16 protein-coding genes are annotated in these 22,054 nt (G+C 61.3%); 7 read left to right on the top strand and 9 right to left on the bottom strand.

Annotation, left to right across the window (positions count from 1 at the left end; all coding sequences use genetic code 11):
- Positions 1–480: 480 nt before the first annotated feature.
- Together asd and GWQ22_RS09785 are read left to right on the top strand one after the other, a co-directional pair.
- Positions 481–1,596 carry an aspartate-semialdehyde dehydrogenase gene (asd, locus tag GWQ22_RS09790; RefSeq protein ID WP_275930174.1) on the top strand — a complete coding sequence of 372 codons (1,116 nt, stop codon included), beginning with the start codon at positions 481–483 and terminating at the stop codon, positions 1,594–1,596.
- 614 nt (positions 1,597–2,210) lie between these two features.
- On the top strand, positions 2,211–4,904 hold the full coding sequence (locus GWQ22_RS09785; protein WP_275930173.1) for a pitrilysin family protein: 2,694 nt from the start codon (positions 2,211–2,213) through the stop codon (positions 4,902–4,904).
- Between the two features lie 88 nt (positions 4,905–4,992).
- Here the strand turns inward: GWQ22_RS09785 and GWQ22_RS09780 are convergent, their stop codons facing one another.
- From GWQ22_RS09780 to GWQ22_RS09770, 3 genes are all read right to left on the bottom strand, one after another.
- Positions 4,993–6,156 carry a PLP-dependent aspartate aminotransferase family protein gene (locus tag GWQ22_RS09780; protein ID WP_275930172.1) on the bottom strand — a complete coding sequence of 388 codons (1,164 nt, stop codon included), beginning with the start codon at positions 6,154–6,156 and terminating at the stop codon, positions 4,993–4,995.
- Positions 6,157–6,253: 97 nt separating this feature from the next.
- Complete coding sequence (locus GWQ22_RS09775; protein WP_275930171.1) at positions 6,254–7,324, bottom strand: 2-oxoglutarate and iron-dependent oxygenase domain-containing protein; 1,071 nt, start codon at positions 7,322–7,324, stop codon at positions 6,254–6,256.
- A gap of 436 nt (positions 7,325–7,760) precedes the next feature.
- On the bottom strand, positions 7,761–8,399 hold the full coding sequence (locus GWQ22_RS09770) for an NAD(P)-dependent oxidoreductase (RefSeq protein WP_275930170.1): 639 nt from the start codon (positions 8,397–8,399) through the stop codon (positions 7,761–7,763).
- Between the two features lie 101 nt (positions 8,400–8,500).
- On the opposite strand from GWQ22_RS09770, the gene GWQ22_RS09765 reads away from it, so the two are divergent.
- Positions 8,501–9,406, top strand: a complete 906-nt coding sequence (locus GWQ22_RS09765; RefSeq protein WP_042039338.1) for a LysR family transcriptional regulator — start codon at positions 8,501–8,503, stop codon at positions 9,404–9,406.
- A 98-nt stretch (positions 9,407–9,504) separates the two neighbouring features.
- Here the strand turns inward: GWQ22_RS09765 and GWQ22_RS09760 are convergent, their stop codons facing one another.
- The gene (locus tag GWQ22_RS09760; RefSeq protein ID WP_275930169.1) at positions 9,505–10,245 is read right to left on the bottom strand and encodes an SDR family oxidoreductase; all 741 of its coding nucleotides are present in this window, start codon (positions 10,243–10,245) and stop codon (positions 9,505–9,507) included.
- 111 nt (positions 10,246–10,356) lie between these two features.
- Here GWQ22_RS09760 and GWQ22_RS09755 point away from each other — a divergent pair, with 111 nt between their 5' ends.
- Positions 10,357–10,656 (top strand): hypothetical protein, encoded by a 300-nt coding sequence (locus tag GWQ22_RS09755; RefSeq protein ID WP_275930168.1) that lies wholly within the window; start codon positions 10,357–10,359, stop codon positions 10,654–10,656.
- Between the two features lie 26 nt (positions 10,657–10,682).
- On the opposite strand, the gene GWQ22_RS09750 is transcribed toward GWQ22_RS09755, so the two are convergent.
- Positions 10,683–11,603, bottom strand: a complete 921-nt coding sequence (locus GWQ22_RS09750) for a LysR substrate-binding domain-containing protein (protein WP_212513725.1) — start codon at positions 11,601–11,603, stop codon at positions 10,683–10,685.
- A 161-nt stretch (positions 11,604–11,764) separates the two neighbouring features.
- Here GWQ22_RS09750 and metE point away from each other — a divergent pair, with 161 nt between their 5' ends.
- Positions 11,765–14,029 (top strand): 5-methyltetrahydropteroyltriglutamate--homocysteine S-methyltransferase, encoded by a 2,265-nt coding sequence (metE, locus tag GWQ22_RS09745; protein ID WP_275930167.1) that lies wholly within the window; start codon positions 11,765–11,767, stop codon positions 14,027–14,029.
- 229 nt (positions 14,030–14,258) lie between these two features.
- Positions 14,259–14,924, top strand: coding sequence for a transporter substrate-binding domain-containing protein (locus tag GWQ22_RS09740; RefSeq protein WP_275930186.1), 666 nt, complete (start codon positions 14,259–14,261; stop codon positions 14,922–14,924).
- A gap of 85 nt (positions 14,925–15,009) precedes the next feature.
- On the opposite strand, the gene GWQ22_RS09735 is transcribed toward GWQ22_RS09740, so the two are convergent.
- On the bottom strand, positions 15,010–16,131 hold the full coding sequence (locus GWQ22_RS09735) for a glycosyltransferase family 9 protein (RefSeq protein ID WP_275930166.1): 1,122 nt from the start codon (positions 16,129–16,131) through the stop codon (positions 15,010–15,012).
- Positions 16,132–16,548: 417 nt separating this feature from the next.
- A complete protein-coding gene (locus GWQ22_RS09730; RefSeq protein ID WP_345893634.1) occupies positions 16,549–17,826 on the bottom strand; it encodes a D-amino acid dehydrogenase in 1,278 nt (425 codons plus the stop codon).
- Between the two features lie 640 nt (positions 17,827–18,466).
- Between GWQ22_RS09730 and GWQ22_RS09725 the strand changes: the two genes are divergently transcribed.
- Positions 18,467–19,852: a tryptophanase gene (locus GWQ22_RS09725; RefSeq protein WP_212513721.1), complete on the top strand. Its 1,386-nt coding sequence runs from the start codon at positions 18,467–18,469 to the stop codon at positions 19,850–19,852.
- Between the two features lie 98 nt (positions 19,853–19,950).
- On the opposite strand, the gene pbpG is transcribed toward GWQ22_RS09725, so the two are convergent.
- Both pbpG and GWQ22_RS09715 read right to left on the bottom strand, forming a co-directional pair.
- Positions 19,951–20,871 (bottom strand): D-alanyl-D-alanine endopeptidase, encoded by a 921-nt coding sequence (gene pbpG, locus GWQ22_RS09720; RefSeq protein WP_108537741.1) that lies wholly within the window; start codon positions 20,869–20,871, stop codon positions 19,951–19,953.
- 301 nt (positions 20,872–21,172) lie between these two features.
- Complete coding sequence (locus GWQ22_RS09715; protein ID WP_042039329.1) at positions 21,173–21,628, bottom strand: NUDIX domain-containing protein; 456 nt, start codon at positions 21,626–21,628, stop codon at positions 21,173–21,175.
- Positions 21,629–22,054: the final 426 nt, after the last annotated feature.

Genomic DNA, 22,054 nt, shown 5'->3' with positions numbered 1-22,054 from the left:
TCGGCGCGTTTGGCAGGCAAAAAACGGGGACTGGGCCCCGTTTAGCTATCGACAGAACCGGGATCGGCAGTCGGGTCAGCCGATAAACTTCAGGCCCGGGATCCCGCCGATGATCAGCAGCAGGCACAGTATGCGGGCGAGGGGCGGGCGCGTTGAACAGCCAGCTCCCCATTAGCTCGGTATCGACTGCGTAGGCGGTACCGAGCGGCCTGTTTGACCAGCATGGAAAGAACAGCCCGCTCATCCCCATGGTAGCGGGGTCAGCAGGGTCGTCTCCTGGGGGCCAGCTGGCGGATATTGCAGCGAACGGCACAGAATATTGCGCAATTCGACTTGCACCCGCCGTCACAATCCGTAATGTGGGCAGACGCATTTTTCGCAACACGTATTTTGTAATCTACTTGTGAACGGCCCACGCCGGACAAGGGGTTACGGGTTTCAATACACAGTTTCAATAGCAGCTATCCAGGGTAGGACATTATGAAAAAAGTAGGTTTGGTCGGTTGGCGTGGCATGGTGGGTTCGGTACTGATGAGCCGGATGCTGGAAGAGAAGGATTTTGCCCGCATTCAACCCACCTTCTTCACCACCTCCCAGGCCGGTGAGGCCGCCCCCAACGTTGGCGTGGATGCCGGTACCCTGCAGGACGCCTTCGATATCGAGGCGCTGGCCGCACAGGATATCATCATCACGGCGCAGGGCGGCGACTACACCAAGGATGTCTATCCCCGCCTGAAAGCCGCTGGCTGGCAGGGTTACTGGATTGACGCTGCCTCCTCCCTGCGGATGGAGAAAGATGCCGTCATCATTCTGGATCCGGTCAACGGCGACGTGATTGAGCATGCCCTGAACGATGGCATCAAGACCTTCGTTGGCGGCAACTGCACCGTCAGCCTGATGCTGCTGGCCCTCGGTGGCCTGTTCAAGGCCGATCTGGTGGAGTGGGTCAGCGTGGCCACCTATCAGGCAGCCTCCGGCGGCGGTGCCCGCCACATGCGCGAGCTGGTCACCCAGATGGGCCTGCTGCGCGACGAAGTGGCGGTGGAGCTTGCTGATCCCGCCTCTGCCATCCTCGATATCGAGCGCAAGATCACCGAAAAGACCCGCTCCGGCACCCTGCCGGTGGACAACTTCGGTGTGCCGCTGGCCGGTGGCCTCATCCCCTGGATCGACACCAAACTCGACAATGGCCAGAGCCGCGAAGAGTGGAAGGGCCAGGCCGAGACCAACAAGATCTTGGGGATCGAAGATGCCGCCATCCCGGTGGATGGTCTCTGTGTGCGGATCGGTGCCCTGCGCTGCCACAGCCAGGCGTTTACCATCAAGCTGAAAAAGGACGTGCCGCTGTCGGAGATCGAAGCCCTGCTGGCCGCGCACAACGACTGGGTGAAGGTGATCCCCAACGATCGCGACATCACCGCCCGCGAGCTGACTCCGGCTGCCGTCACCGGCACCCTCAGCATCCCGGTGGGGCGTCTGCGCAAGTTGAGCATGGGCCCGGAATACCTGGCCGCTTTCACCGTGGGCGATCAGCTGCTGTGGGGCGCCGCCGAACCGCTGCGCCGCATGCTCAACATACTGCTGGATCGCGGTTGATCCAACCCGGGTGAGTGTGAAGCAGGGGGCCGCGGCTCCCTGTTTTTTTGCCTGTTTTAGCGCGAAGAGTGTGGGCTTTCTGGTGCAATAGCAGAGTCACTCTGACCGTGCTCATGCAGAGAAATTGTCTCGTTATTTATCGAATTGATATTATTCATTTCCGGTTGCTTATTTTCTCCTGACTCAACAGTAAATAGTTACCCCAGTGATGAATGCATGCATGTGCGCCTTTTAACACCTTGAAACAGGGTAATTAACCCACGTTGGAAATAAGGCTTGTGGTGGCCATGCTGAATGCTTTTCTCTGATCATCTCATCGCTTGTTACAAATGAAAATGCCCGCAAGATATCCCTCAAGGCCCCGATTGATTACACTTGGCGGCCTTGGCCCTGTGTGCTGCCCGTGTGCAGGCATGGCACCCATGGCGGGCAAATATTGATATAAGGTTCAGTCACCTGACGATGTGTCGCCAGCATTCTGGCCTGCCAGCATGGTTCATATCACCATACGAATAGAGATGAATGATGGGGCGGCTGGCGAATTGGCGTGAATATGACGTAAGTGCAACAACAGAAAACAATAATAATGTTCAGGCTTGAGAATTGGGAAACACATGAGAGTCACGTGGAGTCTATTGTATTTATTCTGTGGTGTTGCCCTGGCTGGCCCCGTGCTGATCAAGGAGCAGAAGAGAGAAGCCAATCCGCTGATCGTGCCTTATCAGCAATATCGGCTGGATAACGGTCTGACGGTGATCCTGACGCAGGATCACTCGGATCTGCTGGTGCATGTGGAAGTGAATTATCGGGTCGGGCTTGCGCAAGAGGTGCCAGGTCAGTCCGGCATGGCGCATTTGTTCGAACACATGATGTTTCAGGGCTCTGCCCATGTGCGGGAGGAGGGGCATATCCGTCTGCTGCAGCAGGTGGGGGGGCGTGACATCAACGGGCTGACGACACGGGATCAAACTCGCTATTACCAGACGGTGCCGGCCAATCAGCTGGAGAAAGTGCTCTGGCTGGAGTCGGATCGCATGGGGTTTCTGCTGGATGCGCTCTATCAGCAAACGTTTGACGCCAAGCGTGACGTGGTCAGGAACGAGCGAGCCGACCTGGTCGACACGCTTGCCTATGGCCGGGTGCTGGAGGTGTTGAACCGTACCCTCTATCCACCCAATCACCCCTATTTCAACACGCCGTTTGGCAGGATGGCGGATCTGGATCGCCTCACCCTGGAGGACGTGCGCCAGTTTTTCCTGCGCTGGTATGGCCCCAATAATGCCACTCTGGTGATCGGCGGAGATATTCAGCCGGCGCAAACCCTGGCCTGGGTCGAACGCTACTTCGGCGCCTTGTCGCCAGCCCCCGGTCAGGCTCGCTCTGTGCCCCGGCCTGTGGCGCTGAAAAAGAGTCGGTATCGTACCCTGACAGCCCAGGTACAGGACCCCATGCTGGTGCTGGCCTATCCGACCGTGTCGGCACAGGACCCGGGTTTTGAAGCCCTCGATCTGCTGGCCGATCAACTGGGGGGCTCCGCCAGTGGCCTGCTGCAACAACAGTTGCAACAGAGTGGCAAGCTGGTGTTCGTGTCTGCCCGTCATGAGTGCGGCGTGCTCGCCTGCATGCTGGTGATCCAGGCGATTCCGAATCTGGATCAGGGCGCCGAGCTTGAACCCATCAAGCGCGAGATTGACGGTGTCATTGCCAGACTGGCCCAGGAGGGCGTCCCCAGGGCCCGGCTCGAGCACTCTGCCAATGCCTTGCGTGCCAACCAGATTTGGTCGCTGGACAGTATGGCCGGTAAGGCGGAATTATTGGGCACGGGCCACAGCCTGTTTCAGGAGCCCAATTACCTGCATCGCTATCTCGAACGGATGGCGCGGGTGACACCCGCCGAGGTAAAACGGGTCCTGGACCACTATGTACTGCACAAACCACGGGTGGTGCTGAGCGTGGTGCCCGAGGCGCATCAAGCGTGGCAGGCCGGTCCGGTCAATTTTGTCGAACCGCCCCCCTTGCCGCGTACCCAGGTAGGGCCTCTCTTGCACTCACGCCCAGTCAAGGAGACCCTGGACCGGCGTCAGGAACCGGCCAGTGGCGGGGCGTTGCCCGTGCCACTGCCCACCTTGTGGCAAGCCAGCCTGGGGGGGCGGGTCTCCTTGCTCGGTCACTACAGCGATGAGGTGCCCGCTTTTGTCATGCGCATCAACTGGCCTGGTGGGTCTCGGGCCGAGCCAGAGGGCAAGGCCGGACTGGTTGATCTGACCGCCGGCATGCTTTCCCAGGGCAGTGAGCAGTGGCAGGCTGCCGCCATTGAGGAGCGGGCGCGTCAGCTGGGCGCCATCCTCAGTTTTGGCTATGAGGCAGGCTACAGCCAGATCACGGTGCAGGGGATGACCTCCCACTTTGATGAGACGCTGGCGCTGGTACGGGAGTTGTTGTTGCAGCCGGCCTTGCGACCGGCAGATTTCCAGCGCCTCAAGCTCCAGACCCAGCAATGGTTGAAGCAGCAAGTGCGAGAGCCCCAGTGGCAGGCCGATCAGCAGTTTCATGCGTTGATCGACGGTTTGGCCAGGGTGCCGGATCCACAGGCACAGTGGCAATCTCTGACCCTGGATGATGTGCGCGCCTTCTATCGGTCTGTCTATCGCAGCGGGGAGGCCAAGGTGGTGGTGAGCGGGGATCTGGCGCAGGAGAAGGTGGTGAGTGCACTCTCTTTTCTGGTTGAGCCAGAGGGGCAGTCGCCCAGCCTGCGGCCCCTCGGCTTTACCGGCCAGCAGGCCAAACGGGCCATCTATCTGCTGGATAATCACGGCACCAGCCAGAGCCTTGTTCGCATGGGGCGCCGCGCCATGGCGAACGACGGGTTTGGTGAGCAGTTCCTGGCCGGGTTGATGAATGCCTCCCTGGCGGATCGGCTGCATATCCGCCTGCGTGAAGAGCTGGGATACACCTACTTCATCGATACCGCCTTCAGTGGCAACAGTCAGGCGGGTTATTTTCTGCTGCAAAGCAGCGTGCGTACCCTGCGTGAAGGTGTGCTCAACCGTCAGGCGCTGGACTACGAGACGCTGCCGCAGGAGGTGGAGTACATGCTGCCCATCTTGCTGGCGCAGTGGCCGCAGGATTATGTGGAGCAACGGGTACGGACAGTCAGCCAGCTGTCGACACTCACCTTGCGAGACTTGGCCCGCCGCTGGCTCGATCCCGATGACATGGTGATCCTGGTGGTGGGGGATGCCAAGGTGCTGGCTCCCGCGCTCGCCACCCTGGGTTGGCCGGTGCAGCGGCTCTCTGCCGCCCCTTGATGAGAGTGTGTTTCGGTGCTGATATCAACAGCCCGCCCCATTTGCAGGGGGCGGGCTGTTTTTTTAAGCCGTGAAAGGGGCTAGGGCATCAGGCGATGGCCAGCGCCGCCGCCAGATCGGCGATCAGATCGTCGGCATCTTCTACCCCGATGCTGAAGCGGATGAGATCGTCATTCACTCCGGCGGCGAGACGGCTCGCCTCGTCCATGGCGGCGTGGGTGGTGCTGGCAGGATGGCAGGCCAGGCTCTCGAGATCGCCCAAACTCACCGCCTGCACGAACAGCTGCAGGTTGTCGAGCAGGGTGGCACAGCGGGCAAAGCCGCCTTCCAGCTCTATGCTCACCATGCCGCCAAAGCCACTGGCGAAGGCGCCGAGGGCATCGTGGCCCGGGTGGCTGACGAGGCCCGGGTAGATCACCTTCTTCACCGCCGGGTGGGCGGCCAGGAACTCGGCCACTTTCTGCGCGTTGTGCAGGTGGGCATCCATGCGCAGCGGCAGGGTCTTGACCCCGCGCTGCAGCAGGTAGGCCTCCTGCGGGCCTATGGGGGAGCCGATATGCTTGAGGGCCACGGTGCGGATAGATTTCATCAGCGCGTGGGAGCCAGCCACTACCCCGGCGATGATGTCGCCGTGGCCACCCAGATACTTGGTGCCGCTGTGCATCACGATATCGATGCCAAGCTCCAGCGGACGCAGCAGATAGGGGGTGAGGAAGGTGTTGTCACACACGCTGATGGCGCCCACCTTGCGGGCCGCCTCGACCACTACTCGCGGATCCACCACCTTGAGGGTCGGGTTGGTCAGGGTTTCGAACAGTACCACCTTGGTGGCGGGGCGAATGTTGGCCAGCAGATCCTGATCGCTCTCGTAGGCGGTGACTGTGATGCCAGCGCGGCTGAAGGTCTGCTTGAGAAACGCATCTGTGCCGCCGTAGAGCGGGCCGATATAGGCCACCTCATCGCCGCAGTCGGCCAGGGCATACATGATGGCGCTGACCGCTGCCATGCCGCTCGCCACCACCAGCGCTTCGTCGGCGCCCTCAAGGGCGGCCAGTTTCTGCTCCAGCTCGGCGGTGGTGGGGTTGCCAAAGCGGCTGTAGATAAAGCCGGGGGCCTGACCTGCGAAACGATCCTTGCCCGTCTGGGCATTGAAGTAGCTGAAGGTGCTGCTCTGATAGATCGGGGTGGTGAGGGCGCCGGTCTGGGGATCGATCCGTTGGCCGCTGTGCACGCTCATGGTTTTGAATTTCATTCTATTACTCCGTCATTGCCAGGCTTGTGGCTTAACTGCTTGTGTCATCTGGATGGCGGGACGCTGCGGCATCCCACGTCTAATCGGTGTGGCAGCGTCAGGCTGGCTGCGGTTGGCGCCGCTCGCTGTTTGTCGTCTGCCCGCTTGCCGGCTGCTGGTTGGCTGAAGCCGCGGCGGTCATATAGTGGCGCGCTGCCACATCGGGGTGGGAGCGCAGCCGCCCTTTGAGCACGTTCTCCCCCACCTGATAAAAGAGCGGGTTGGCGGGGTCGCTCTCGGGCCCTTGTGCCTGCGCCGCCAGCTCGGGGGAGAGGGTGAGCAGGGGCACGGTGGCATCGAGCCGCGCCGCCATAAAGAAGGCGCAGGAGAGGCGTGATACCCCGGGCGGCGGGCTCACCACCCGGTGCAGGGTCGCCTTGAGATAGCCGTTGGAGGCAAGCTCCAGCAACTCGCCGATGTTGACCACCAGGGCACCCGGCAGGGGCGGGACCGGGATCCAGCCGGTGGCAGTCTCCACTTCCAGCCCGGAGTGATGGTCCTGCATCACCAGGGTCAGGTAGCCGGGATCCTTGTGGGCGCCGACCCCCTGACTGCTGCCGCCCGCCTCTTGCCCCGGGTAGTGGATCAGCTTCATGTGCTGGTAGGGAGCGCCGTGAATGCTCCCCTCGAACACCCCGACCGGCTGTTCCAGCACCTCGGCAAAGGCGGCGAGCAGGGTGAGGGTGATGTCGCTCATCCGTTTCTGCCAGGCCAGCAACTGCGTTTTCATCTCGGGCAGGGCGGCGGGCCACTGGTTGGGACCTATCAGCCGCTGCCAGGGGGAGTGGATATGGTCTGCATCGAGCGCACTGGCTTCATTCATAATGTCGAACTGCTCGCGCCGGTCCGGCCGCTGGCGGGTGAGCTCGGCACCCACCCGGTTGTAACCGCGAAAATGGGGAGAGAGCACCATCTGCACCGCACGTTTTTCCGGCTCTGGCAGGGCGAAAAAGCGGGCCGCCAGCGCCAGGGTCTCTGTCTGCTGCGCCTCGCTCAGGCCATGGCCTGTCAGATAAAAAAAGCCAATTTCGCGGGCCGCTCGGCCAACCTGGGCCAGCATCTGGCGACGAGTGTCAGGGGCGCCTTCGAGTGCGGCGAGATCGATGATCGGCAGTGGTGAATGTGCCATGTGCACCTCCTCATTCTCTGAGCGCCGGGCTGTTTTCCGGCCACTCAGTGCAAAAACGACAGCGCGTCGATCGGTGGTGAGCCACCGGGCCGATCGGTAAAGATGGCGCCATTTGGATTGAGGGTGATGCTACTGTTCGGCGTTATAAGACGGAAACAACAAATTATTCTTAGTTATATACAAAAATCGAAATAGAATTCGACACTCGTTCGAGTGGGTGTTTATTGAGCGGTCTATGGGGCCTGGTACCGACAGTCCCACCAGCGCAGCGGGCATCCGGCTATTGCGAGAACACGCGTCTGGCTGGCATAGCGGTCACTGGCGGGAGTGGGCCGGGCTATCGGGGACGGGAAGCAAGCAGGGAGGCTGATGCCTCCCTGCTTGTTATGTGCGTTGAGCGGGGATCAGGCAAAGGCCTGCTCCCCGCGTTGCCTACTCAGTAGCCCAGGGTAAAGCGCTGGCGCAGGTGGGCCGCTTTTTCCACCTCGTTCAGCACGCCATCGGCCAGATCGCCGACTGAGATCCCGGCAGGTTTGTCGCCGCTGAACAGCACCTGATCGCCACCGAGGTGATAGCCACCGCGCTTGTCGCCGGGTTCGAGGAACACGGGCGGGGAGACGAAACGCCAGTCGAGGGTGGTTTCATGGCGCAGGGCGGTGAGACAGTCGCGGGCCGCCAGGGCGCCCTGCTTCCACTCGGCCGGAAAGTCCGGGGTATCCACCAGCTGTACGCCGGGGGCGATTTCCAGACTGCCGGCACCACCGACCACCAGCAACCAGCTGTGTGCTGCTTTGGCTGCCGCGACTATGGCCTTGGCGCCTTTGAGGTACTGGTCGTAGCTGTCCGGTGCACTCCAGCCCGGGTTGTAGGCGCTGATCACCCGGTCGTGCCCCTTGAGCACCTCGGCCAGTGCCTGTGGGTTCTGGGCATCTACCGCCACGGCGGTGACCTGCGGGTGGGCAGCGACTTTGCTGACATCGCGGACGATGGCGGTGACGTGATAGCCGCGGCTGACGGCTTCATTGAGGATGGCTGTACCGACAAAACCGCTGGCACCGATCAGGGCAATTTTCATGAGGGATTCTCCTTCACTGTTGGAATGAGGCTATCCTACGCCGTCGAATGTGATTTAATAATCGACTATAAAATTGATTCACTTGTAAGCTGGATTTAACAATGGAACAGCTCAAACGTTACGCCATCTTCGCCGCCGTGGTGGAGGCGGGCAGCATGACGGGCGCCGCCAAGGCCCTGGGCATGACTCCCTCCGCCGTCAGCCAGCATATCAGCCAGCTGGAGAGCCTGCTTGGCCTACCCCTGCTGCACCGCTCCACCCGTCGTCTCAACCTGACCGAGGCGGGGGAAGTGGTGTGGCAGGGATGCCAGTCGTTGCAACAGACGTTGAACCAGACCGAGTTGCGCCTTTCCGAGGTACGCGACAGCCTGCTCGGCGAGGTGCGGATCACGGCGCCCGTGGGGATGGCGGGCCAGCCGCTGGCGCGGGCCTTGTCGCCGCTGTTGCAGGCCCATCCCGGCCTGTGCATCCAGATCATCGCAGACGACGAGAAGCGGGATCTCATCGCCGAGCGCATTGACGTGGCGCTGCGGGTCGGCACCCTGTCCGACTCCACCCTGGTGGCGCGCAAGCTGGGCCAGACCCGGATGCTGCTCTGTGCCTCACCCGCCTATCTGGCACGCAAGGGGACACCGCGTAGCCCGGCAGATCTGCTGGAACACGACTGGCTAGCGGCGGACATGCTGAGCGGGGGCCTGACCTTCTTCGACGACAAGGGGCAGGGCCACAAGGTCAAACCCAAGCCCAGAGTGGTGTGCAACAACGTCTTGCCGCTGCGCCAGTTCACGCTGGTGGGGCAGGGGGTCTCGCTGCAACCTGAGGGGGAAATCGCCGAGGATCTCGCCCAGGGTCGGCTGTTGGAGCTGCTGCCGGGCTTTCGGGTGCCGCCTATGGAGATCCACGCTATTACTCCCCAGCGGGAGATCCCGGAGAAGGTGCGACGAGTGATCACGGCCCTGCGCAGCCACTTCGCCGAGCCGTTGGGGGCCGTGCCGGCGCGCCCCTGAGCCGGGTGACTGACAGGGGGCGCGCCATCTTGTCTTGACTTGCTAAAAGCAGAGGGCAGCCTGTTGGCTGCCCTCTGTCGCTTGCATTGATCCCGGCGCTATTTCATATAGAGGCCGCCGTTGATAGACAGGGTTTCCCCCGTGATATAGGCGCCCGCCTCACTGGCGAGAAAGGCCACGGCGGCGGCGATCTCCTCCGGCTTGGCGAGGCGGTGCATGGGAATATCGGCCTTGATGCTGTCGAGGATATCGCTGCGGATCGCCTCCACCATGGGGGTGGCGGTGTAACCGGGAGCGATGGCGTTGACCGTGACCCCGAAGCGGGCTCCCTCCGCCGCCAGCGCCTTGGTGAAGCCCAGCATGCCCGCCTTGGCTGCCGAGTAGTTGACCTGACCGAACTGCCCCTTCTGGCCGTTGACCGAGGAGATGTTGATGATGCGGGCATCGCGCTGCTCGCACATGGCGTCGAACAACGGCTGGGTCACGTTGTAGAGGCTGCACAGGTTGGTCTGGATCACCTCGAGCCACTGCTCAGGTGTCATGCGCTTGAAGGCGCCATCCCGGGTGATGCCGGCGTTGTTGACCAGCACGTCCACCCGGCCCTCGTCCTGCAACAGGTGACCCAGTGTTGTGCGACACATGGCGGTGTCTGTCACATCCAGTGGCAGTAGCCGCACCTGATCCGGTCGATAACCCTGCTCCCCATACCAGTCGTGGGCCGCTGCACCGTTGCCGCTGGAGTGGGTGGCAATGATGCGATAGTCCTGGGCCAGCAAGGCGGTGGTGATAGCAGATCCTATGCCGCCACGGGCTCCGGTGATCAAGGCAATTTTTTTCATCTTTGCTCTCCCTGAAAAAGATTCGAACGAGGACTTTATGGGCTTTTCAGGCTAATTGATATATTTGTTTTAAAACAATCTGACAGGCAAATGCGTTACTTTTGTGACAGGTTGACAACCTGGCTTGACGGCTTTGTTGAAGGCATGGGGGGCGGCTATGTTGAATGTGGCCACTTGGGCGGGCATGCCCCTCTGCTGGTCGCGTTCCCGACCCTCAATGACACCGATCTTCTTCCTCGTATCCCCTGGCCCAGCGCCCATTTCACCCGCTTTGAGCGGGTGCTCGACTCCCCCCACGGGGATCTGCTTCCGCTGGCCGAGCAAAGCGGCTGGCCGTGCTGGCAGTTGCAGCGGGCCTTCTTGCACGAGACAGGGCTGACGATGACCCTCGATGACAAGACCCTTAACTGACCTGTATTGCCCCATCGGCGGTGTTTTTACGCCTCTTTTTGCTCACCCATTTTGCTGCGAATGCGCTCGAACAGGCTCTGCAGGCAGGCTTGATCCTTGTCGGCGGCCCGCACAGCGCCATACATATGACGGCGGACTCCGCCCCCCAGCGGCCTGGCTTCGAGCAAGCCCTGCCGCACAAACTCCTCGCTGGCCCAGCGCGGCAGGGCGGCGACCCCGAGCCCGGCGGCGGCCATCTGCAGCATGACGGAGGTATTGTCCACCAGCTTGCAGCGGGCGGGCTCCACCCCGGCGGGTTGCAAAAAGCGGCTGAAGATATCCATGCGGCTGCGCTCCACCGGGTAGACCAGCAGCACCTCTGGCCCAAGGTCGCTCGGCTCGATGCGGCTCTGGTGGCAGAGGGGGTGATCCGGCGCCATCACCAAGTTGAGGTCGAAGGCAAACAGCGGTTCGAAGTGGAGATCGCCGCGGGCCTGCACGTCCGAGGTGAGCAGCAAGTCGAGCTGACCGCCGAGCAGGGCATTAATGGCATCAAAGCCGGGCACCGACTCCACTTCCAGATCCACCCCCGGCCACTGGCGGCGAAAGTCGGGCAAGAGCGGCAGCAGCCACTGGATGCAGCTGTGGCAATCGAGCGCCAGATGCAGCCTGCCCGCATCGCCGCTCTGCAGGGCGTGCAGTTGCTTCTCGGTCTGGGATAGCGCGGGCAACACCTGGCGGGCCAGACTCAGCAGCAGCTGGCCTGCCGCCGTCAGCACCAGGGGGCGGCTCTTGCGCAGGTAGAGCTCCAGATTGAGGCGGGTCTCCAGCTCTTTGAGCTGATGGGAGAGGGCTGACTGGGTGAGGTTGAGAATCAGCGCGGCACCGGCCAGCGACCCCTGCTCGGCCAGCGCGGTCAGGGTTCTCAAGTGCTTGATTTCCAGACCTGCATTGCTTGGCACTGCCATAACATGGCTCCTTGTTGCATCAATCGCGGATTTTTTGAGAGGCTGTTGAAAAGGATTCAATAGCCAACGCCACCTTATCTTGTCATTTTGGATGTGTAAACATCTGGATGGCCAAATCATCCAGTTTCCCATCAGATGAATGAGCATAAGGAATTGGACCTATGACACGAGCACACACCCTGGGCTTCCCCCGTATCGGCGCCAAGCGCGAGCTGAAATTTGCCCTCGAATCTTACTGGCGTGGCGAGACCACTCAGGCAGAACTTATCGCCACCGGCAAGAGCCTGCGTGAGCGTCACTGGCAGGCCCAACGCACCGCCGGGGTCAACCTGCTGCCGGTGGGGGATTTTGCCTGGTACGATCAAGTGCTCGGCACCAGCTTGCTGGTGGACGCAGTGCCTGCCCGTCACCGCCACGGTGACACCGATCTCGATACCCTGTTCCGGGTGGCCCGTGGCCGTGCGCCGACCGGCCCGGCTGCCGCTGCCGCCGAGATGACCAAGTGGTTCAACACCAACTATCACTACCTGGTGCCCGAGTTCAGCCGCGACCAGCGCTTCAAGCTGGGCTGGAGCCAGCTGTTTGACGAAGTGGAAGAGGCCAAGGCGCTGGGACTGCCAGTCAAGGCTGTGTTGCTGGGGCCCGTCTCTTATCTGTGGCTTGGCAAGGAGAAAGAGAGCGGCTTTTCGCGCCTCGAACTGCTCGACCGTCTGCTTATCGTCTACCAGGAGATCCTGGCCAAGCTGGCTGCACAAGGCGTGGAGTGGGTGCAGATCGATGAGCCGGTGCTGGCGCTGGACTTGCCGGACGAGTGGCGGTTGGCCTATCTCAATGCCTATGAGCGCCTGAGCGGTCCCTGCAAGCTGCTGCTCACCACCTATTTCGGCTCGGTTGCCCATCAGCGCGACATCATCACCAGCCTCAAGGTGGATGGCCTGCACCTGGATCTGGTGGCGGCACCCGAGCAGCTTGAGACGCTGGTCCCGCACCTGCCGGCCCAGTGGGTCATCTCTGCCGGGGTGATCAATGGCCGCAACGTCTGGCGTGCCAATCTGGCCAAGCTGGCGCCGACGCTGAAAGCATTGAAAGAGAAGCTGGGCGAGCGGCTCTGGGTGGCCTCTTCCTGCTCCCTGTTGCATAGCCCGGTGGATCTCACCCTGGAGCACGAGCTGGACACCCAGACCCGCAGCTGGTTCGCCTTCGCCCTGCAAAAGTGCTATGAGCTGGGGCTGCTCTCCGACTATCTCGATGGCGGAGCTCTGGACAAGATCACCGCCTACAGTCAGCCTATCGTGGCGCGGGAGTCCGACAGCCGGGTACACAAGAAAGCGGTACAGTCGCGCCTTGCCAGCCTGACCAACAGTGATTTCGACCGCCAGAGTGCCTATCCGGTGCGAGCGCAGGCCCAGCGCCATGATCTCAAGCTGCCGCTGTTGCCGACCACCACCATTGGCTCCTTCCCGCAGACCTCGGAAATTCGGGTGCTGCGTCAGGAGTGGCGGGCCGGTCGCATCGACGATAGCGCCTACGAGGCGGGTATCCAGGCCCAGATAAAGGATGCGATCGAGCGCCAGGAGGCCATCGGGTTGGACGTGCTGGTGCACGGCGAGGCCGAGCGCAACGACATGGTGGAGTATTTCGGTGAACTGCTGGACGGTTTTGCCATCACTCGCTTCGGCTGGGTGCAGAGCTATGGCTCCCGCTGCGTCAAGCCGCCGGTGATCACCCGCGATATCGACCGCCCGACCCCCATGACACTCGAGTGGACCCGGTTTGCCCAGAGCCTGACCGACAAGCCGGTGAAGGGGATGCTGACGGGCCCAGTGACTATCCTCTGCTGGTCCTTCCCGCGCGAAGATGTGAGCCGCGAGCAGTCCGCCCTGCAAATTGGCTTGGCCATTCGCGACGAGGTGGCGGATCTCGAAGCTGCCGGCATCAAGATCATCCAGATCGACGAACCGGCGATCCGCGAAGGCTTGCCCCTGCGCAAGCAGGATCACCAGGCGTATCTGGACTGGGCGGTGCGCGCCTTCCGTCTGAGCGCGAGCCCTGTGGTGGACAGCACCCAGATCCACACCCACATGTGTTATAGCGACTTCAACCTCATCATAGAGGCGGTGGCAGCGTTGGATGCGGACGTCATCACCATAGAGACCAGTCGCAGCCAGATGCAGCTGCTCGAAGCGTTCGAACGCTTCAACTATCCCAATGAAATCGGGCCGGGCGTGTATGACATCCACTCGCCGAACGTGCCGAGCCAGAGCTGGATTGAGGGGTTGCTGCGCAAGGCGGCCAAACAGATCCCGGCCGAGCGGCTCTGGGTCAACCCGGATTGCGGCCTCAAGACCCGCGGCTGGGAAGAGACCACCGCCGCCCTCACCGTGATGGTGGAAGCCACCCGGGCGCTGCGGGCCGAGCTGGCTTAGCTCGGCAGTCATGCTGGCAACACAGCAGTAAAGCACGACAGAGTACGGACATAATGAAAGAGGGAAGGCGCATGCCTTCCCTCTGTTTTTGTGCGGGCGCGTGCGTTAGGCTCAGGGCTGGGTGATGTGGGCGGGGCAGGAAATGATGAAAACAGGTGTCTGGATCGGTTGTCTATGGGCGCTGTTGCTGGCCAGTTGCCCCCTGGCTGCTCCTGTCCCCTCGCTCAACATGGTCTATTTCGATGATTTTGCCCCCTACTCCTGGCGTGACGAGCAAGGCAAGATGCGGGGCATCATGGTGGATGTGATGGACAGGGTCGCGGCCGAGCTCGGCATCCGCGTCACTCATCAGGGGTACCCTTGGCTGCGGGCCCAGAAACTGGTGTGGGCCGGCCAGGCCGATGGCTTTGTCGCTGTGCCTACCCGGGCGCGGGGGGACTACACCCAGGTGGTGGAAGAGCCGGTCGCCTTCTCTACCCTGACCCTGTTCACCCAGGCGGGGCACCCCCAGCTGGCGCGGCTCAATCAGGCTCGCACCCTGGCGGATCTCAAGACGTTCACCATCCTCGACTACATAGGCAATGGCTGGGGCAAGGAGAATCTGGTGGGATTCAAGGCCCATCTGACCATGAACGTGGACAACGTCTTCAAGATGCTCTCTGCCGGTCGGGGGGATGTGATGATCACGGATCCCATCGTGGCCAACTTCAAGCTTCGCCAGCTGGGGTTGACGGAGCGCATCATAGAGGTGCCGCTTCAGCTGGGATTGACCCCGCTCACCCTCTGCATCGCCCATACATCTCCTTTTCAGCGCCGGGCGCCCGAGTTCTCCCGCGTCCTGGTCAGGCTGCGTCAGAGTGGCGAGCTGGCTCGCATCGAGGCGCGTTATCGGTAGGCTGTTGCCCCCTGGCGCCGGATCACGGCTTGTTAAAACAAAGAGGGCGGCCAAGGCCGCCCTCTTTGTGGCTGCGTCATCGTGGTCAGTGTGCCACCAGCTGGGGGGCCTGGGATGGGCTCTGGTATTGCGCATTGGAGAGGGCGGGTTGCCGCTCTCTGAGTGTTTGCGCACGTGCCAGGGTCTCGGCCAGCCAGTGGGGATCGAGGGGAATGGCGTTGCGATCGTTGACGACCAGGTTGCGGTGCTGGGCCCCGAGGCAGCCGTAGCGCTCGGGATCTGTCTGGGTAAAGAGGCCCAGGCAAGGCACGCCGCTGGCGGCGGCCAGATGGAGCGGGCCAGTGTCGCAGCTGACAAAGAGGGCGAGGCCGCTGGCGAAGCGGGCCAATTCGCTCAAGTTGCGCAGGGAGACCGGCATGTCGCCCAGCAGAGGCAGGGGATCGGCCGGATCATTGAACTGGATCAGCAGGGCATCCGGGCGTTGGCGGCGCAGATCCCCGAGCAGCCGCTGCCATTGGGGGAGGGAGAGCCCCTTGCCCTTGCGGGCGCCGGTGAAAAAGCCGATAAGGGGCCGGCCCGGGTGGCTCTGTATCAACGCCGTCAAGTGTGGGCAGGCGGTGTGCAGCATACTGCCCAGTTCAATCTGATCGGCGAGGCTTGCGTGCAGGCCGAGCAGTTGCAGCGGCTGGTGGGCATAGTGGCACTGGTCGTTGGAGGCGATCGGCCGATCGAACAGCACATCCCCCCTGGCTTCCTCAAAACCCAGCTTCTCGCTGGCGCGTACCCAGGCGGCGATGAGGTGATCCGTGCTGGAGGCGAACGGGACATAAACCTGGTCATACTGTTGGCGACCCAGGCGCCACAGCACGGGCAGGGCCGCGATCAGCTGCTTACCCTGCAATCTGACCTGATGCACCTGTTGCAGTTTCAGATCGGCCAGAAAGGGGAGCAGTTGGCCACCGCTGCACACCAGCTCGATGTCGGCGTTGGGGTGGGTACTGCGTACCTTTTGCAAAAAGGGCAGCAAGAACAGATTGTTGCCTATGTGGTTCGTGCTGCGAATGATGAGGATCCGTTGGGCAGGCTGGCTTGAGGCTGGTAGCCTGCCCCGTTTGGCAAGCCAGGCGAGGGCTGCCCGCTCCAGCCCGGTCGTCCAGCAACGGCGCTGGCCGTCGAAGCGACGCAGGGCGTCTCTGATGGTGCTCATGATGAGTGGCTATGTTGATGAAATTGACATCAAAGGTACACGGCAAGTCTTAAGAAAGCATTAAGAGAAGAGAAAAAAGGGGTCGTTACCCATTGTGAGAACTTTCTGCTGCGTCACATTTTGGATGCAACAGTGTGCATCCGGACATCACTTTGTTGATGAAAAACACAAACAGGGCGGCCGGCGGACCGGACGCCATGTTTGTGTGAGCCGCTTGCCTGCGCGCTGGCCTCTGCCGTGGCAGTGACGCTGGCCTTTCTCTGCAACAGGCTACCGCGGCGCCGTTCCCCAGCCGAGCGAGTGCATCGCGACCCGCCAGGGCGATCTTGCCCTGGAGCAGTACGGTGAGCTGCTCGGCAGCAGTCGCCAGGATCGGCAGGCCTTGCTGCAGGATCAGGCCTTGTGGCAGCCTCAGTCTCAGCCGTAGCGGGCCAGGGTCAGCCCTTTATCGCTGATGGTGGGCGTGTTGCCGCTGATGAGATCCGCCAACAGCTGGCCCGACCCTGCCGCCATGGTCCAGCCCAGGGTGCCGTGGCCTGTGTTGAGCCAGAGCCCAGGCACAGGGCTTGGGCCCACCAGCGGGGTACCGTCTGGCGTCATAGGTCGCAGCCCGGTCCAGAACTCGGCCTGCTGTATGTCCCCCCCCTCAGGGAAGAGATCCCCCACCACCATGGCCAGGGTGTCGTAGCGTTTAGGGTTGAGCGCCAGGTTGAAACCCGACAGCTCCGCCATACCGCCGACCCGGATCCGATCATCGAAGCGGGTGATGGCGACCTTGTAGGTTTCATCCAGCACTGTACTGCGTGGCGCCGCATCGCGGTTGGCCATCGGCAGGGTGAGGGAGTAGCCCTTGACCGGGTAGACTGGCAGATCGAGCCCAAGCGGGCGCAGGAAGCCGGTGGCATAGCTGCCCAGCGCACAGACGATGGCATCGGCCTTGAAACGCTGCTCACCGGCCCGCACCGCTACGGCGCGCCCCTGCGCCAGTTCAATCTCGTCGATAGCGCAGTTGAAGACAAATTCCACCCCGAGTTTTTGCGCCTCGGCGGCCAGTGCCTTGGTGAAGCGGAAGCAATCGCCGGTTTCATCACCCGGCAGGCGCAGGCCGCCCACTATCTTGCCGCGTACCCGCGCCAGCGCAGGCTCCACCTCCTCACAACCGCTGGCATCCAATGACTGGTAGGGCACGCCATACTCTTCCAGCACCTCGATATCCCGTTTGCTGGCATCAAGCTGGGCCTGGCTTCGAAACAGCTGCAGGGTGCCGAGCTGGCGTCCCTCGTAATCCAGGGCCAGCTCATCACGCAGCCCCTTCATGCAGTCACGGCTGTATTCGGCAAGGCGCACCATGCGCCCCTTGTTGATGGCATAGGCAGTCGGAGTGCAGTTGGCGAACATCTTCAGCATCCAGCGCAGCTGAAATGGATCCGATGTAGGGCGCACCGTGAAGGGGGCGTGTTTTTGCAGCAGCCACTTGGCGGCCTTGAGGGGAATGCCGGGCGCCGCCCAGGGCGCCGCGTAACCGGGAGAGATCTGACCGGCATTGGCATGGCTGGTCTCCAGCGCCACTCCGTCCTGCCGTTCCAGCAGGGTCACCTGATGACCTGCCTTGGCCAGATACCAGGCGCTGGCTACGCCAATCACGCCACCACCCAACACCACTATCTTCATCACACCATCCTTGTCGTTATGCAGGCGCCACCGGCCGATCCTGCTGTTTTTATGAGGGCTGGCCCGCTCCCGTTACTGCGTTTGTCGCGAGCGGACAAAGAGAGGGACCCAGCGCACAGGCCACACGTTATCACCGGTAGCGTGATCGGCAAATCCACCCGTTTGAAAATATGATTTATCACCACATTAACATTTATTGCCAGCTGATAATGATGATTTATCACAATAATGCGATGTTTATGACTGCAGCAGGATGCGTTGATGGGGGCCTGGGCTGGCTGGTTCCGCATTCACCCCATGATCGTCTATGCGGCCAAGGTAACGGGATTGTTAAATTTGTGCGCCCGTTCGCAACGGTGATGCGTGTCGCTTGTCGCCCCATGTGGCTTCTGCCTAGAGTGGTCAGCGCATTGCATGGTGCATGTGCGTTTTACTGGCTTGCTCGTGTTAGACCACCACAGGAAAGGATGTGATGACTCGAACTGCTGACGTCCCATCAGGCTGGCCCACCGCCAGTCCCCACACACTGCCCTGGTATCTGCAAGATATAGTGCTGGTGTGCGACTTCCCTCGCCGCTGATCTCCCTGCGTTAACCCCACTTGTTTTCATTTCATATTGGTGACTGTCGCCAGGCGTTCGCGCGGCTGGTGCAAGGAGAAGATCATGCGTCGTATACCCGAACCGTTTCGTATCAAGATGGTCGAGCCCATCAAGCAGACCACAGGCGCCGAGCGCCGCACCGCCCTCGAGGCCGCAGGCTGGAACCCCTTTCTGCTGCTGGCAGAGGATGTTTACATCGACCTGCTGACCGACAGCGGCACAGGTGCCATGTCGGATCGCCAGTGGGCTGGCATCATGATGGGGGATGAGGCCTATGCGGGCAGCCGCAACTTCGTTGAACTGGAGCGCACAGTGCGCGAGATCTTTGGTTATCAGCATGTGATCCCCACCCACCAGGGACGCGGGGCAGAGCAGATCCTCTTCCCCGAGCTGGTCAAACGCTGCCAGGGAAAGGCGCCGGTCTTTATCTCCAACTACCACTTCGACACTACCAAGGCCCATGTGGAGTTGGCGGGGGCGCGGGCCATCAACCTGCTCACCCCGCAAGCCCTCGATACCACGGCCCCTTATGCCTGGAAGGGGGATGTCGATCTGGCACGCCTGGCCGACACCATCGAAACTCTGGGTGCCGACAACGTGGCTGGTGTCATCATCACGGTCACCTGCAACAGCGCAGGGGGGCAGCCGGTCTCCATGGCCAATATGGAAGCCGTGGCCGAGTTGGCCCGCCGCCACCATATTCCGGTGGTGATCGATGCCGCCCGTTTCGCCGAGAACGCCTGGTTTATCAAGGCGCGCGACCCGGCTTACGCCAAGACAGGCATCGGGGAGATAGTGCGCCAGATGTTTGCCCTGGGGGACATGTTCACCATGTCGGCCAAGAAGGACGGGCTGGTCAATATCGGTGGTCTTTGCTGTTTCAAGGAGGATCTCGACCTGTTTCGTGCAGTGCAGGTGCGCTGTGTGGCGATGGAGGGGTTTGTCACCTATGGCGGCCTCGCCGGGCGGGACATGGCGGCGCTCGCCATCGGTCTGCGCGAGGGGATGGATGAGGAGTATCTGACCTATCGCATCGGTCAGGTGGCCTATCTCGGCGAGCGGCTGGCCGAGGCGGGCATTCCCATTCAGACACCCACTGGCGGTCATGCGGTGTTTGTGGACGCCAAAAAACTGCTGCCCCATATTCCGGCCGAGCAGTTCCCGGCCCATGCGCTTGCCTGTGCGCTCTATCTGGAAGGGGGCGTGCGTGGGGTGGAGATCGGCTCCCTGCTGCTGGGGCGCGATCCAGCCACCGGCAAGCAGGAGGCGGCGGACTTTGAGCTGCTGCGCCTCACCATTCCGCGCCGGGTCTATACCCGGGATCACATGGACTATGTGGCCGACTGCCTGATCGCGGTGAAGGCGCGTGCCAGCGAGATCCGCGGTCTTACCTTCGACTACGAGCCGCCGTTGCTGCGTCATTTCACCGCGCGGCTCAAGCCGGTCTAACGCTCCGACGGTGTAAACCGGGGTATTGGCACGGCATCAATAACAAAGCCCCCGCACGACAGGTGCGGGGGCTTTTTACCGTGAGCGTCTGAAGCAGATTACTGGCTGCTGAACAGCTTGGGCTGGGGGCGGGATTGGGCAGTCAGGCTCATGCGGCCGGAGGTCTCCAGCCAGGATTTGATCCGTTTGGCATCCGCCACCCGGGAGTTGGGGGTATCGGCATTGAGCAGCACCAGGATCACCGGCTCGCGGTTTATCTGGGTTGCCATCACCAGGCAGCGCCCCGCCTCGCGAATGTAACCCGTCTTGGAGAGGGTGACAGGCCAGCTGCCTTCACGCACCAGGCGGTTGGAGTTGAGGTAGTGCAATTGGCGCTTGCCGTTGCGCACCATGCGCTCCTCGGTGGAAGAGTACTGGCGAATGAGTGGGTAGGCAGAGGCAGCCGCCACCAGTTTGGCCAGATCATGGGCGCTGGAGACGTTGCGAGGGGTGAGCCCCGTGCTGTCAGCGAACTGGGTGTTCCACATGCCGAGCATGCGGGCCTTGGCATTCATCGCCTCGACAAAGGCGCGCTGGCCCCCCGGGTAATGTCTGGCCAGCGCGGAGGCCGCGCGGTTTTCCGACGACATCAGGGCGATGTGCAGCATGTCGGCCCGGCTCAGACGCGATCCTACCGCCAGCCGCGACCCTGTTCCCTTGAGACGATCCACATCGGCCATGGTGACGGTCAGCATTTCGGAGAGGCGCTGATTGGCATCGAGCACCACCAGCGCCGTCATCAGTTTGGTGATGGAGGCGATGGGCATCACCCGATTGGCATTGCGCTCTGACAGCACCTCGCCGGTGCGTGGATTGGCCACCACGAAGGCAGCCGAACTCAGGGCAAGATCGTTGCGCGGTTCCAGAAAGCGTTTGGGGGAGTGGGATGTGGCCGTAAACGGATTGGCTTGGGCGCTCTCCATGCTGACGGGAACGAGGAAGGCACCGAGCAGCAGGGTAAGAAAAGGACGAATAATCATGTTTTGACGCTACCGTGAATGACTGGAACATTTGGCTAAGTTATATGACGGTAATTGACGCTTCACAACGTCTAATGGCCCGATATTTCAATTTAATGGGATCGTACGCCTTGAAATCCCCATGTTGACGGCTAAATGACGACTCGATCGGGGAAATATCCAACCATGAGCGAGTCTGATACATGCCAGCGTCACCCGTCATGGTGGCGCACTATATATTGGGTCTCTGGGGCCTGGCAGCCCGTTAATCCCCCTTGCGGTGGCGCAAGCGGCACCACCTGCGTTGAGAGAACCTGCATTTTCAGGCTTCTGTCGCTACTCGCATCAGCGCCGAGGGACTGCGCTCGACAAAATAGTGCCAGACATGGTCATAGAGCGCCTGCTGGCCGGGAAAACTCACCAGTCCCTTGGCCTCGGCCAAGGTGCACCAGCGATATTCGGTGTGCTCGTCGTTGAGGGTGACCACCTGATTGGGCGGGCAATAGACCACAAAGACCGGCACTACCTCCACCGTATTTGAAGCGCTTTCGTAAAATTGTTCCAGATAATGGGCTGTGTATAACTCGCAAACCGTGATACCCGTCTCTTCGCCAAACTCGCGAATAATGGTCTGCCAGCCGGTTTCCCCCGCCTCAATCGTGCCAGCCACATGGCACCAGAAACCGCCCTTTACGCGTTTCATCACCAGCAGCTTTGTTTCGCCATCCATCGTTGAGAGGGCGACACCGGAGACGGCTTTACAGCGAATGGGGATCATGGTTTTTTCTCGCTTGGTTTGCCGTCTGTAATTAAAACGACAGGGATAAATGGGTCTTAAATGAAAAACGTCTCCGCTGGCAGACCAATGGCGTCTATTTCATTCAGGCTGCTCTTGGCCAGATAGTTTGCCACCAGATTAACATCCACCCAGTCGCCGGCATATGTCGGAAATCGTTGGCTTACATGGCAGTAGAAATAGTCTGGAAAGTGGAACAGCTTGCTGGATAAATATGCGTCATCTCTGCCAGGAGATGATTAACGTCTGTGGTCGAGGCGCAATATTACGACGACGACATACCCTGACTCTTATACACAAATATTGTGAACTGATTGGCACTTTTCCCGATTTCCAGGATCTGATCTCCTATGTGACTCCCGAACATGGTAACGATCATGCTAACTTTTGCTCTTCATCGTGCGGCCG

The sequence above is a fragment of the Aeromonas sp. 1HA1 genome (assembly GCF_029237385.1).
GTDB classification, from domain to species: domain Bacteria; phylum Pseudomonadota; class Gammaproteobacteria; order Enterobacterales; family Aeromonadaceae; genus Aeromonas; species Aeromonas popoffii.
This window is presented reverse-complemented; position numbering and strand designations above follow the sequence as displayed.

What these genes read in the sequence shown, in the direction of transcription:
- metE (WP_275930167.1), top strand. Translation starts at nt 11,765, where the DNA reads ATGACACGAGCACACACCCTGGGCTTCCCCCGTATCGGCGCCAAGCGC.
- GWQ22_RS09785 (WP_275930173.1), top strand. Translation starts at nt 2,211, where the DNA reads ATGAGAGTCACGTGGAGTCTATTGTATTTATTCTGTGGTGTTGCCCTG.
- GWQ22_RS09740 (WP_275930186.1), top strand. Translation starts at nt 14,259, where the DNA reads ATGGTCTATTTCGATGATTTTGCCCCCTACTCCTGGCGTGACGAGCAA.
- GWQ22_RS09775 (WP_275930171.1), bottom strand. Translation starts at nt 7,324, where the DNA reads ATGGCACATTCACCACTGCCGATCATCGATCTCGCCGCACTCGAAGGC.
- GWQ22_RS09715 (WP_042039329.1), bottom strand. Translation starts at nt 21,628, where the DNA reads ATGATCCCCATTCGCTGTAAAGCCGTCTCCGGTGTCGCCCTCTCAACG.
- GWQ22_RS09760 (WP_275930169.1), bottom strand. Translation starts at nt 10,245, where the DNA reads ATGAAAAAAATTGCCTTGATCACCGGAGCCCGTGGCGGCATAGGATCT.
- asd (WP_275930174.1), top strand. Translation starts at nt 481, where the DNA reads ATGAAAAAAGTAGGTTTGGTCGGTTGGCGTGGCATGGTGGGTTCGGTA.
- GWQ22_RS09765 (WP_042039338.1), top strand. Translation starts at nt 8,501, where the DNA reads ATGGAACAGCTCAAACGTTACGCCATCTTCGCCGCCGTGGTGGAGGCG.
- GWQ22_RS09750 (WP_212513725.1), bottom strand. Translation starts at nt 11,603, where the DNA reads ATGGCAGTGCCAAGCAATGCAGGTCTGGAAATCAAGCACTTGAGAACC.
- GWQ22_RS09770 (WP_275930170.1), bottom strand. Translation starts at nt 8,399, where the DNA reads ATGAAAATTGCCCTGATCGGTGCCAGCGGTTTTGTCGGTACAGCCATC.
- GWQ22_RS09780 (WP_275930172.1), bottom strand. Translation starts at nt 6,156, where the DNA reads ATGAAATTCAAAACCATGAGCGTGCACAGCGGCCAACGGATCGATCCC.
- GWQ22_RS09735 (WP_275930166.1), bottom strand. Translation starts at nt 16,131, where the DNA reads ATGAGCACCATCAGAGACGCCCTGCGTCGCTTCGACGGCCAGCGCCGT.
- GWQ22_RS09725 (WP_212513721.1), top strand. Translation starts at nt 18,467, where the DNA reads ATGCGTCGTATACCCGAACCGTTTCGTATCAAGATGGTCGAGCCCATC.
- pbpG (WP_108537741.1), bottom strand. Translation starts at nt 20,871, where the DNA reads ATGATTATTCGTCCTTTTCTTACCCTGCTGCTCGGTGCCTTCCTCGTT.